Annotated in this window: 9 protein-coding genes; 4 read left to right on the top strand and 5 right to left on the bottom strand. The window is 70.1% G+C overall.

Translation table 11 applies throughout. The annotated features are described in order from the left end of the window. Window positions 1-306: 306 nt before the first annotated feature. The 4 genes from IBX62_09570 to IBX62_09585 all read left to right on the top strand — a co-directional run bounded on the left by IBX62_09570 (window position 307) and on the right by IBX62_09585 (window position 5,865). Window positions 307-2,532, top strand: a complete 2,226-nt coding sequence (locus IBX62_09570) for a bifunctional alpha,alpha-trehalose-phosphate synthase (UDP-forming)/trehalose-phosphatase (protein MBE0477332.1) — start codon at window positions 307-309, stop codon at window positions 2,530-2,532. A gap of 43 nt (window positions 2,533-2,575) precedes the next feature. Further along, window positions 2,576-3,805: a glycosyltransferase gene (locus tag IBX62_09575; GenBank protein ID MBE0477333.1), complete on the top strand. Its 1,230-nt coding sequence runs from the start codon at window positions 2,576-2,578 to the stop codon at window positions 3,803-3,805. A gap of 104 nt (window positions 3,806-3,909) precedes the next feature. Then, complete coding sequence (locus IBX62_09580) at window positions 3,910-4,923, top strand: mechanosensitive ion channel family protein (GenBank protein MBE0477334.1); 1,014 nt, start codon at window positions 3,910-3,912, stop codon at window positions 4,921-4,923. Between the two features lie 96 nt (window positions 4,924-5,019). Next, window positions 5,020-5,865 (top strand): rhodanese-like domain-containing protein, encoded by an 846-nt coding sequence (locus tag IBX62_09585; GenBank protein ID MBE0477335.1) that lies wholly within the window; start codon window positions 5,020-5,022, stop codon window positions 5,863-5,865. 120 nt (window positions 5,866-5,985) lie between these two features. Here IBX62_09585 and purH read toward each other — a convergent pair whose 3' ends face one another. From purH to IBX62_09610, 5 genes are all read right to left on the bottom strand, one after another. Further along, complete coding sequence (gene purH, locus IBX62_09590; GenBank protein ID MBE0477336.1) at window positions 5,986-7,539, bottom strand: bifunctional phosphoribosylaminoimidazolecarboxamide formyltransferase/IMP cyclohydrolase; 1,554 nt, start codon at window positions 7,537-7,539, stop codon at window positions 5,986-5,988. Between the two features lie 144 nt (window positions 7,540-7,683). After that, entirely contained in the window at window positions 7,684-8,112 is a 429-nt protein-coding gene (locus IBX62_09595; GenBank protein MBE0477337.1) for a hypothetical protein, read from the bottom strand. A gap of 142 nt (window positions 8,113-8,254) precedes the next feature. Beyond that, entirely contained in the window at window positions 8,255-8,854 is a 600-nt protein-coding gene (locus tag IBX62_09600) for a phosphoribosylglycinamide formyltransferase (GenBank protein MBE0477338.1), read from the bottom strand. A gap of 22 nt (window positions 8,855-8,876) precedes the next feature. Next, complete coding sequence (locus tag IBX62_09605; GenBank protein ID MBE0477339.1) at window positions 8,877-9,935, bottom strand: phosphoribosylformylglycinamidine cyclo-ligase; 1,059 nt, start codon at window positions 9,933-9,935, stop codon at window positions 8,877-8,879. A gap of 157 nt (window positions 9,936-10,092) precedes the next feature. After that, window positions 10,093-11,880, bottom strand: a complete 1,788-nt coding sequence (locus IBX62_09610) for a cell wall-binding repeat-containing protein (protein MBE0477340.1) — start codon at window positions 11,878-11,880, stop codon at window positions 10,093-10,095. Window positions 11,881-12,037: the final 157 nt, after the last annotated feature.

Genomic DNA, 12,037 nt, shown 5'->3' on the forward strand with positions numbered 1-12,037 from the left:
AACCTGCGACCTTGGGATTAAAAGTCCCCTGCTCTGCCAACTGAGCTAACGGCCCACGACCGCTTCCCGGCTCGACCGCCCGGCCGAGGAGCACACGAAGTCTAACGGACGGCTCGGAAGAGGGTCAAACCGCTCGGCGACGTCCTCCCGGACGGCTCCACGATCCCCTTCCTCCCCCAAGAGCGGCCGATACTCCCCTTTTGACCTGGTCGTACGCTCAGTCCCTGCACGCGGACGGCGTTTAGGGAAGAATAGGGGATACCGATTCCCGAATCACGCGGCAGGAGGAAAGACCCCCGACCCGCCATGTCCCGACTCCTGATCGTCTCCAACCGCTTACCCGTCAATGTGGACAAACGCCGGGGACAGTTGCACTTCCGGCGCACCGTCGGCGGCTTGGCCACCGCCGTCGCCTCGTACCACGACGGGGGCGACAGCCTGTGGATCGGCTGGGCGGAGGTCCCGGCGGGGCGTCTGGACGCCGCCGAGAAGGAGCACATCCGCGACCGGCTGCTCGACGAGCACCACGCCCAACCGGTCTTCCTGACCGCCGACGACATCCAGCACTACTACCACGGGTTCTCGAACAAGGCCCTTTGGCCGCTCTTCCACCACTTCACCCAGTACGCCCAGTTCGACCCTGGCTTCTGGGCCACGTACGAACGGGTCAACCGCAAGTTCCGTGACGCGGTGCTCGAGGTCGCCGAGCCCGGCGACACGATCTGGGTGCACGACTACCAGCTCATGCTGCTCCCTGGGATGCTCCGCGACCGGCTGCCCGAGGCGAGCATCGGCTTCTTCCTTCACATCCCCTTCCCGGTCTTCGAGATCTTCCGCATGCTGCCCTGGCGCGCCGAATTGCTCGAGGGGGTGCTCGGCTCGGACCTCGTCGGCTTCCACACGTACGACTACGTGCGCTACTTCCTGGCGAGCTGCCGGAGGATACTGGGCGCCGAGGACCAGTTCGGACGCATCGCCTTCCGCGACCGGATCGTGAACGCCGACGCGTTCCCGATCGGCATCGACTTCACGCGCTATGCCAAGGCCCCGCTCGAGAGCAGGGTGCGGCGCGAGGCCGAGCGCGTCTCCCGGCAGACGGGTCAGCGCAAACTCGTGCTCTCCGTGGACCGCCTCGACTACACGAAGGGCATCCCGGATCGCCTGCGGGCCTTCGACTCGCTGCTCGAGCGGCATCCGGAGTGGCGCAACAAGGTGAACCTCGTGTGCGTCGCCGTGCCGTCGCGAACACGCGTGGAGCACTACCGGGCGCTCAAGCGCCAGGTCGACGAGCTGGTCGGCTACATCAACGGGCGTTGGGCGACGATGGACTGGACGCCCGTGCGCTACCTCTACCGGTCGCTGCCCTTCCACAGCCTGGTGGGGCTGTACGCCGCGGCCGACGTGGCGATGGTCACGCCGCTTCGCGACGGGATGAACCTGGTGGCCAAGGAGTACGTCGCCGCCAGCGCCGAGGACGGCCTGGGCGTGCTGGTCCTCTCGGAGATGGCCGGTGCCGCCAAGGAGCTCGGCGAGGCGCTCATCATCAACCCGAACGACCGCGACGCGACGGTGGAGGCGCTCAACGCCGCCCTCACGATGCCCGAGGACGAGCAGCGGGCGCGCAACGAAGCGATGCACCGGCGGCTGCGCCGCTACGACGTGCAGCGCTGGGCCGAGGATTTCCTGCAGAGCCTGCGGGTGACGAAGCGCCTCCAGGACGAGTACGACGAGAAGCTGCTCTCCGCGGAGCGCCGGCAGGCGCTCACGGACTCCTACGCCCGAGCGCCCAAGCGGCTCCTCGTGCTGGACTACGACGGCACGCTGATGGGTATCGCCGCGCGCCCGGAGAACGTCAGGCCCGACCCCGAGCTGCTTCAGCTCCTCGAGCGCCTTGCCGACGACAAGAAGAACGACGTGGCGATCGTCTCGGGGCGCGAACGCTCGACGCTGGAGGAGTGGCTCGGGCAACTGCCGGTGCGGCTCGCCGCGGAGCACGGCGCGTGGCTGCGGAGCCGCGAGGGCGAGTGGGTGACCAGCGGCCCTCTGACCAACGCGTGGAAGGAACGGGTGCGCCCGCTGCTCGAGATGTTCACGGACCGCACGCCGGGCTCCTTCATCGAGGAGAAGGACTTCTCCCTGGTGTGGCACTTCCGCAAGGCGCACCCGGACATGGCGGGCACCCGGGTGAGCGAGCTCAAGGAGACGCTCGTCGGGATGACCGGCGAGATGGGGCTGGGCCTGCTCGAGGGGAAGAAGGTGCTCGAGGTCAAGAACCAGGGCGTGAACAAGGGTCAAGCGGCGCACCGGTGGATGGAGCGGGCGGAACCCCAGTTCATCCTCGCGATGGGCGACGACCGCACCGATGAGGACCTGTTCGAGGCGGCGCCGGAGTGGGCATGGACGATTCGCGTCGGCCGGGGACCGTCGCGTGCGGCTTACAGCCTCTCCTCGGTGGACGACGCGCGGATGCTCCTGTGGGAGCTGGCCGCCGAAGGGGACCGGGAGCCCGCCGAGGGGCTCGTGAGGTCCTAGGTGCGGGCCCGCCGGGCCGTCGTGGAAACACGGGGGGGCAGCGATGCTGATCGTTGAGGATTACCTGCCTATCGTCGGCAAAGAGGTGATCGGCAGCCTGCACGCCAAGGCGCGCAAACTGTACGGCAAGCGCGTCATGCACGTGAACGCGACGTACTACGGCGGCGGCGTGGCCGAGATGCTCCAGACGTTCGTGCCGCTCATGAACAACATCGGTATCGACGCGGACTGGCGCATCGTGCCGGGCCCGGTCGACTTCTTCAACATCACCAAGCAGTTCCACAACGGGCTGCACGGCCAGGACTTCGACCTCACCGAGGAGATGAAGAAGCTCTACGTGATGAACAACGGCGATTTCGCCACGTACGCCAAGCTCGACGACGACATCATCATCATCCACGACCCGCAGCCGCTGCCGCTCATACGCTTCTACGCCAAGAGGCAGCCCTGGATCTGGCGCTGCCACGTCGACCTCACCAACCCCCATTCCGACCTATGGGAGTTCCTCGCCCCGTTCATCCTGCGCTACGACCGGGTCGTGGTGTCGCACGAGGACTACGTGCAGAAGGACCTGCCGAACGAGCACGTCATCCAGCACCCCGCCATAGACCCGCTGGCGCTGAAGAACCGGGACATGGAGGAGGACGAGATCGCGCTGCACCTCTTCAAGCTCGGGGTCCCGGCTGACAAGCCCTACATCCTGCAGGTGAGCCGCTTCGACAAGTGGAAGGACATGCCCGGGGTCATCGAGACGTTCAAGCGCCTGCGCGACGACTTCGACTGCCGCGTCGTGCTGTGCGGGTCGATGGCCTCCGACGATCCCGAGGGCATCCAGATCTACCAGCAGGTCGTGGAAGACACGATCGAGATGCGCGAGTCGGGCGATGTCATCCTGGTCACCGACGCCAGCAACGCCGAGGTCAACGCACTTCAGCGCGGAGCGGCCGTCGTGACGCAGAAGTCCAGCCGGGAGGGCTTCGGGCTCACCGTCACCGAGGCGATGTGGAAGGCCAAACCGGTCGTCTCCACCACCGTGGGCGGCATACCGCTGCAGATCGAGCACGAGAAGACCGGTCTGCTCTCCGCGCCGGACGACTTCGAGGGGTTCGTGCGCAACGTCCGGCGGATCATGGAGGACCCGGGGTTCGGAGCGGAGCTCGGCCGCGCCGCCAAGGAGAAGGTCCGCACCGACTTCCTGATCACGCGGATGCTCTCGCACGACCTCGACATGCTCAACGACCTGCTGATGGAAGGCGTCCCGCCGAGGGTCTGAGGGGCCCGGGCCGGCGCGCCGCAGGATCGCGAGGCGGGGCGCGCGTCTCCCGGTGGCGTTGCGCTAGCATGTTGCGCGTGACTTCGATCGGGAGGCCGGCCCGGATGGACCCGCTGTTCGAACGCTTCATCCTGCCTGCCGCGCTCGTCGCGGCCGGCGCTCTGGCCGGCGGGCTTGTCGACGCCCTGATGCACTCGGCGATCGAGCGCTCCGGCAGCCGCCGCGGCTGGGTCGGCACCGCCGCGGCCGCGCGCGCCGTGCGGGGGATGCCCACGGCGCTGGGCGCCCTGGCCGGCGCGTACTTCGCCGTCGTCTCCGCCGGCCTGTCACCGCGCGCCGAGGCGCTCGCGATGCGCTGGCTGTTCACCGGCGCCGTAGCCGCCGCGACCTTGGCGGCCGTGCGCCTGTCCTCGGGACTGGTGCGCGTCTACATGCGCCGAGAGGACACGCCGCTGCCCTCGACCTCGATCTTCGTGAACCTCACACGCATCGTCGTGATCTCGATCGGCGCCCTGCTGGCGCTGAACGGGCTCGGCGTCTCCATCACTCCCCTGCTCACCGCGCTGGGCGTAGGAGGTTTGGCCGTCGCTTTGGCGCTCCAGGACACGCTGGGCAACCTCTTCGCCGGCCTGACCGTGGCGGCATCAAGGAAGATATGTCCCGGCGACTTCATCCGCATCCTCGACACGGAGGTGGAAGGGACCGTCATCGACATCACGTGGCGATACACCTCGTTGCTCCAGCCGGCGAACAACGTGGCCGTCGTGCCGAACGCGAGGCTCGCGGCGGCCACGTTCGTGAACTTCTCGCGCCCGGAGGCCCGGATGGCCTTCGTGGTCGAGGTGCCCCTCGACCCCCGCACCGACGTCGCGGCGGCACGCCGGATCGCGTCCGAGGTCGCCGGCGCCGTGTCGGCCGAGAGCCCGTCGGCCGCCAGCGACAGAGAGCCCGTCGCGCGCGTGGGCGCCTTCACGCCGGCCGGGGTGATCCTGAACGTGGTGCTGCACGTGAGCGAGTACGCCGGCCAGTTCGCGCTGCGCGACGAGTTCCTGGCGCGGCTGCATGCGCGGTTCGCCGAGGAGGGCGTCGAGCTCGCGGCGCCGTTCCTCCGTCCGTGACGCTCCACCCCGAAGGCCCCGGGTCCCTCAAGTCGCGCCCTCCTGTTCCCGATACCAACGACGTACGTGCGCGCCCCCCTGACGAGGGAGTGATCGATGCCTGCCCGGACGATGTCCCGCCCGCTGCTCGCGGTCCTCACGGCGCTGCTCGTCGGTGCGCTGCTGTCGAGCGGCTGCTCGCTCCTTCCGGTGACCACCTCGCCCGACCCGGCGCCTTCCGGGGGCATAGCGCCTCCGGCCAAGCCCGCGGCGGTCGCCACCTCCACGGTGGAGCCCGAGGACGAGCTCGATCTCGCCGCGGTCGAGGCCGTGGACGGCAAGCGGCTGAGAAAGCTGGCCGCGGCAGGAGCCGTCATCGTCGACGTGCGCGAGAAGGATGACTTCGAGCTCGAGCGCCTCCCCGAAGCGGTGAACGTGCCTATGTCGGAGTTCACCGAGAAGGCCGGCAAGTGGGCCGAGGACGAGGCCATCGTCGTGTACGGATCCAAGGACGCGAAGGCGAAGACCGCGGCCTCGTGGCTCGTGCGCAACGGGTACGAGAAGGTCTACCGCCTCAAAGGCGGCATCGAGGACTGGGACGGCGAGCGTGAGGGCGTGCTTGCGAAGTACCGCCTCGACAAGCCGACCGTCATCTACGTCTACTCGCCGTCCTGCGACGTCTGCGCGCAGACCACGCCGGAGTTCGAGAAGCTCAAGAAGAAGTACGGCAAGAAGATCGACATGGAGGCCGTCGACGCCCGCCTGTTGGTCTACGCCCTGTACCTCCTGGGCTCCCAGGCCAAGACCGACGAGGAGAAGCTCGCCGCCGCAGGCGCGATCCTGATGGTCACGAACGATTCCCCTCCCGTCTTCTACATGGTCGATCCCGACCCGCGGGTCTACCGCAAGGTAGGAGGCTACGACGGCCTGCGCGTACTGTGGTCGTGGCTGCAGAAGCACTAGCCCTCGACTCCGGTCGCGGGGCGACCCGTTGCCGACGAAGAAGAGAGCCGGCCGGGGACTCCCCGGACCGGCTCTCTTTCTCTGGGCGGTAGTGCCCGCGTGCGCGCCGGACGCTCGCGGTCAGTGGCGGAAGTGCCGGTACCCCGTGAACACCAGCGCCATGCCGAGCGCGTCCGCGGCGTCGATGACCTCCTGGTCGCGCATCGAGCCCCCGGGCTGGATGACCGCGCTGCACCCGGCTTCGCCCACGACCTCGAGCGAGTCGGGGAACGGCATGAACGCGTCGGACCCGCACACGCACCCGTGCGCGCGCTCGCCGGCCTTCTCCACCGCGATCCTCGCCGCGTCCACACGGCTCATCTGTCCCGCGCCCACGCCCACGGTGGCGGTCCCGCGCGCGAGCAGGATCGCGTTGGACTTCACCGACTTGGCCACCTTCCACGCGAAGAGCAGCTGCGTCCACTCGTCGCCCGTGGGCTGCCGCTTGGAGACGACCTTGAACGCCGACGGGTCCTCGGCGGCCACGTCGAAGGTCTGCACCAGCATGCCGCCCTCGACCTTGCGCATGTCGTGGCCGCGTCGCGTCAGCGGCAGGACCCCGCCGGTGCGCAGGAGCCGGAGGTTCTTCTTCTCGGATAGGGACCGGAGCGCGTCGGGCGCGTACTCCGGCGCCACGATCACCTCGACGAACTGGCCGTTGTCGTCGATGGCCTCGACCACGTCCCGCGTCAGGGACCTGTTGAACGCCATGACGCCGCCGAAAGCCGAGACGGGATCGGACTCGTGCGCGTAGCGGTACGCGGTCAGGAGGTCCTCCGCGACGGAGACCCCGCAGGGGTTCGTGTGCTTGACGATCACGCAGGCCGGGGCGTCGAACTCGGCGACCGCAGCCCACGCGCCGTCGGCATCGAGGATGTTGTTGTAGCTGAGCTCCTTGCCGTGAAGCTGCTCCGCGCGCGCCAGAGTGTGCTCGGCGGCTTCCGCGTCGCGGTAGAACGCGGCTTCCTGATGCGGGTTCTCGCCGTAGCGCAGACCCTGGACGCGCAGCAGACGCAACCGCAGCTCCTCGGGGAAGGGCTCCCGCGGCGAGAGGTGGCGGAAGATCGCGTCGTCGTACGCCGAGGTCCGCTTGAACGCCTCCACGGCCAGGCGGCGCCGCGTCTCGAAGCCGGTCGTCCCGCCGTTCGCGCGCATCTCCGCCAGGACGGAGTCGTAGTCCGCCGGGTCGGCCACGACCGTGACGGCGGCGAAGTTCTTGGCCGCGCTGCGCAGCATCGAAGGCCCGCCGATGTCGATGTTCTCGATCGCGTCCTCGAGGGCGACGCCGGGCTTGGAGACCGTGGCCTCGAAGGGGTAGAGGTTCACGACCACCATGTCGATCAGGCCGATCCCGTTGCGCTCCGCCTGGGCGAGATGCTCGGGCTTGGAGCGGTCCGCCAGCAGCCCGCCGTGGACCTTCGGGTGCAGCGTCTTCACCCGGCCCTCCATCATCTCGGGGAAGCCGGTGACCTGTTCGACGGGGATGACGGCGATCCCTGCCTCGGACAGCGCGGCGGCGGTGCCGCCGGTGGAGACGAGCTGGACTCCCATGGCCTGCAGCTCGCGCGCGAAGTCCACCACGCCGGTCTTGTCGGAAACGGAGACGATGGCGCGCTGAATCCTCACCCGGTCCATTGAACCCCTCTCCCGCGTGTCGCGGCCCCTCCGGCCGCGCCCCGACGCCGTGAGTATAGCCGAACGGAAGGGGCGCCGGCGCCGCTCGGCGGACGCGGAACGGGGGTCCTGAGCGGCCCGGCGGGAGCCTGACGAGGCCGGGCGTCAGCGTGTGCGGAGCCTGCTCTCGACGAGCGCCGCGAAGGCCGAGACGGCATCCACGCATCGCTGCGCGGACTCCTCGGCGGCGCGGGCATCCCCGGACCAGTCCCGAAGCAGGCCGCCGAAGCGCTCGTTCTGCTCGAACGCCGCCGCCGCCGGGTCTCCGAAGGCGAGCACGGCGATCTCGCGGCAGGCGACGAAGGTCCAGGCCGGCCCGCGATCGTACCCGTGCGCGGCCGCGTACGCCTCGACCGCGTGAGCGAGCGCGTGCTCCAGGCCGTCGTGGCCGCGGCCGTAGTCGCGCACCGCCAGAGCGGTGCGGGAATCGACGACGTCGCTCCAGGCGCGGCGTATCAGCGCGTCCGTGATGGACTCCGACTCGCGGTCGTTCCGGTGGAGAGCACCCTCGCGTACGAAGCGCTCCCAGTCCATGTCGAGTCCCCCTCTCGACGTGGCGGGATCGTGCCGCGACGCTCCCCCCTCGGTCGCGCCGCGCATCGAGCCTGACCCGAAGGCCTTACCGGAACCTTACCGGTTCCTTGCTGCCCCCGGGGACGAGCCTTGCCGCGATCCGCTATCCGATCCGCACGCGCCGCCCCTCGATCACGAGACGGTCCTCGGCGAGCAGCTGGAGCACCCGCGGGTAGAGGGCGTGCTCGACCTCGTGGATGCGGGCCTCGAGCGACTCGACCGTGTCGTCCTCGGCAACGCGCACGGCCTCCTGCGCGATGATCGGGCCCTCGTCGAAGCGCTCGGAGGCGAAGTGCACGGTCACGCCGGTGACCTTCACACCGTGCTCGAAGGCGTCGTGGATGCCGGCGGGGCCGGGGAAGGCCGGCAGCAGCGCCGGGTGGATGTTCAGCACGCGCTCGGGATACGCCTCGAGCACCCGGCGGCCCAGGAGCCGCATGTACCCGGCCATCGCCACGACGTCCGCGTGGTGCGCGTGCAGGGTCTCGAGCAGCGCGTCGTTGTACGCACGCGGCGTCGGGAACGCCGCGCGGTCGAGGAAGACCGCCGCCACGCCGGCGTTCTCGGCGCGGGTGAGCCCGTAGGCATCGGCGTGATTGCCGACGACGACGGCCACCTCGGCGTCCAGCCGGCCGTCGTCGGCAGCGTCGAGGATCGCCTGCAGGTTGGTCCCGCCGCCGGAGATCAGGACGCCGACGCGCATCCTGCGGCCATCGTCGTGCCACTCACTCATAGACGACCTCCCCCTTGCCCTCGACGATCTCCCCGATCTCGTAGACCCGCTCTCCGGCGGAGCGCAGCGCGGCCGCTGCCTGCGCCGCGTCGGATGCGGAGAGCACGAGCGCGAAGCCGACGCCCATGTTGAACGTGCGGAACAGCTCGTCCTCGGGCAGTCCGGTCGCGTGCGCGAGCAGCTCGAAGATGCGTGGCCTGCGCCAGGCGGACCGCGCGACGAGCGCGTCGGTGCCCTCCGGGAGCACGCGGTTCAGGTTCTCGCTGATGCCCCCTCCGGTGATGTGCGCCATCCCCTTGACGTCGGCGCCGTCGGCGAGGAGCCCCAGCACGGAGCGCACGTAGATGCGGGTCGGCGTCAGCAGTTCCTCGCCCAGCGTCCTGCCGTCCAGGTCGAGGCGCTCGATGCCCAGCTCGCCCTCGCGGCCCTCCACCAGCGCGCGGCGGATCAGCGAGTAGCCGTTCGAGTGGGCGCCCGAGGAGGCCAGGCCGAGCACGACGTCGCCCGGCACGATCCTCGACCCGTCGACGATCCGCTCGCGCTCCGCCACGCCGACGCAGAAGCCCGCCAGGTCGTAGTCCTCGGCGGGCATCACGCCGGGGTGCTCCGCGGTCTCGCCGCCGAGCAGCGCGCAGCCCGCCTGCCGGCATCCCTGGGCGACACCCTCGACGATCGCGGCGACCTTGGACGGAACCAGCTTGCCGATGGCGATGTAGTCCAGCAGGAACAGCGGTTCGGCGCCGGAGACCACGACGTCGTTCGCGCACATCGCCACCAGGTCGATGCCGACGGTGTCGTGGCGGTCGAGCAACTGCGCGAGCTTGAGCTTGGTGCCCACCCCGTCGGCGCCGGACACCAGCACCGGCTCGCGCATCCCCTCGAGCCGTGGCGCGAACGATCCGCCGAAGCCCCCGATGTCGCCGATGACCTCAGGCCGGTAGGTGGAGCGCACCGCCTCGCGCATCTCCTCCACCGCGCGCGCACCCGCCCCGGTGTCGACGCCGGCATCCGCGTAGCCGGCCGGGCGCTTGTCCTCGGTGTCGTCCGCCAACGCGGCCCTCCAAGCCTCGTCCTCCCCCGGTCCGCACGGTAGCACAAGCGCGGGGCGCGGCGGGGGGCGAAGACGTCACCGCCGCGGCCCTGCGCGGACCGCGGCGGCGGTGGCGTATCTCGCAGGCTCGGCGCCTCTGCCCGGTCGCCTGCGCCTGCTAGAAGTCGTCCCAGTCCCCGTCGTCCCAGCCATAGACAGGCGGCAGCCCGGCGGCGTCCAGCAGCTCGTCGACGACCCACGGGGCCAGGGCCGCCTCTCCGCCGAAGAACGTCAGGCCCGCGACCTCGGAGCTGCCGAGGAAGGAGAGCGTCTCGCCGGAGGGCTGCCACGCGCGCATGAGCAGCAGGCAGCGCCCCTGCCAGCCCAGCAGCGGCCCGGCGACGAGCCCGTCGGGGAAGTCCTCGCCGGAGGCCACACCGAACATCTGCGTCGACATCCCGTACTCCGAAGCGCTGTGACGGGCGAGCGCCACGGCCGTGCCGTAGCGGTTCCTGCCCCCCACGCGCGTGACGTCCGGCAGCTGGGCGGCGACGCCCTTGCCGACCGCGGCCGTGCCGCCGACCACGAGCGTCTCGGACACCTTCCGCTTCTTCAGCCACCTGGCCGTCACGGCCGGGAGCGTGTCCTTCCTCGTGAGCAGGATCGGGGTCCCCGTCCAGACGGCGGGCGGCCCCGCGGCCATCGCGTCGGCGTAAGTCTCACCCGAGACGACGATCGCGCCGTCCGCCGTCTCCTCCCACATCCGCGCCAGAGTCTCGTGCGCGACCAGCGCGGCCGTCTCGTAGCGGTCGCGGCCGTTGAGGCGCCGGACGACGGGCACGTCGGAGAGCAGCCTCAGGTTCACCTCGGTCGCAAGCGAAACGGCGTCGTAGCTGCCGACGATGACGACCTCGAACGGCTGCAGCCGCAGGATCTCGTTGAGCGTCTCCCCGGGCAGCGAGCCCTTGCGGGTGAGCAGAAGCGGCGCCCAGCTCACGCCCGCGAGCGGAGAGGCCACGAGCGCGTCGGGCCAGTTCTCGCCGGTGGCCAGGACGACGGTCCCGTAGAACTCCTCGGGGAAGGCCTCCCGGGACACGGCCGCCGCCGTCGCGTAGCGGTTCTTGCCGGCGAGGACCTTGCTCGGGACCACGGTCATCGTCTGGTCGATGCCGGCCACCGTCGTCCCGGTCTCGTCGACGGAGACGTCCGTCGCGCTCTCGACGTCGGCGGCGTCCTTGTAGTAGACCTCGGCGAACGCGCCCGTGTAGTCCCAGAAGCCTACGCGGTAGGTGCCGGGGCTGCGCAGGTGGAGCCGGTAGCTACCGTCGGCCTTGACGGTGTTGAAGCTGACCCACCACCAGTCCCACGCCCCTTCCTCCGCGTCGTAGAGGTACTGCATCCCGACGACCTCCACGGAGCCCGGAGGCGGAGGCGGGGCGCCTTCGAAGTAGACGTTGCCCGCGATCATCGTCTCCGGCAACGGGGTCAGCGTCTGGTCGATGCCCGTGACCGTCTGGCCCGCGGCCACCGCGACGTCCGTGCCGGCCTCGGGCGTGAGAGCGTCCTTGTAGTACACGTCCTCGTACACGTTGCCCATGTCGAAGAATGCCACGCGGTAGGTGCCCGGCCCCGCCCAGAGCCCGATCCTGTAGGTGCCGTCCGAGGCTACCTCGCCTGTCCCGGCCGCTTCCCATCCGCCGCCGTCGTCGTGGATCGCGATCGCGGCGACCCAGGCGTCCTGCCAAAGGCCGCCGTCGGGCGTGACGGTGCCGGAGATGAACTCGGTGGCCCAGTCGTCGTCGTCGAAGAGCGCCGAGCGCGGGCCCGACGCCATCTTCTTCGCCTGCTCCAGGCTGAGCGTGCGGCGCGACGTCGTCTGCGCCCCCGGCGACGCCGCCGCGGGCGCGACCGTCGCCAGCGCCAGGAGCACGGCGACCGCGATCGAGACCGTCTTCCTGTTTCCCATCGGCTCCCCCCGTCCCCAGGGCCGACGGCTTCGGCCCGCTACAGCCGACGTTAGCACGCGGAAGGCAGCGCCGGGTAGAGATGGGAACGCACGGTATCCGCCTGGGATCCGCCTGGGATCCGCCTGGGATCCGCCTGGGATCCGCCTGGGATCCGCC

The organism is Coriobacteriia bacterium, from assembly GCA_014859305.1.
In the GTDB taxonomy this organism is placed as follows: Bacteria; Actinomycetota; Coriobacteriia; order Anaerosomatales; family Kmv31; genus Kmv31.

Excerpts from the sequence above, each read along its gene's own strand:
- IBX62_09570 (MBE0477332.1), top strand. The coding sequence starts at position 307 with ATGTCCCGACTCCTGATCGTCTCCAACCGCTTACCCGTCAATGTGGAC.
- IBX62_09575 (MBE0477333.1), top strand. The coding sequence starts at position 2,576 with ATGCTGATCGTTGAGGATTACCTGCCTATCGTCGGCAAAGAGGTGATC.
- IBX62_09580 (MBE0477334.1), top strand. The coding sequence starts at position 3,910 with ATGGACCCGCTGTTCGAACGCTTCATCCTGCCTGCCGCGCTCGTCGCG.
- IBX62_09585 (MBE0477335.1), top strand. The coding sequence starts at position 5,020 with ATGCCTGCCCGGACGATGTCCCGCCCGCTGCTCGCGGTCCTCACGGCG.
- purH (MBE0477336.1), bottom strand. The coding sequence starts at position 7,539 with ATGGACCGGGTGAGGATTCAGCGCGCCATCGTCTCCGTTTCCGACAAG.
- IBX62_09595 (MBE0477337.1), bottom strand. The coding sequence starts at position 8,112 with ATGGACTGGGAGCGCTTCGTACGCGAGGGTGCTCTCCACCGGAACGAC.
- IBX62_09600 (MBE0477338.1), bottom strand. The coding sequence starts at position 8,854 with ATGCGCGTCGGCGTCCTGATCTCCGGCGGCGGGACCAACCTGCAGGCG.
- IBX62_09610 (MBE0477340.1), bottom strand. The coding sequence starts at position 11,880 with ATGGGAAACAGGAAGACGGTCTCGATCGCGGTCGCCGTGCTCCTGGCG.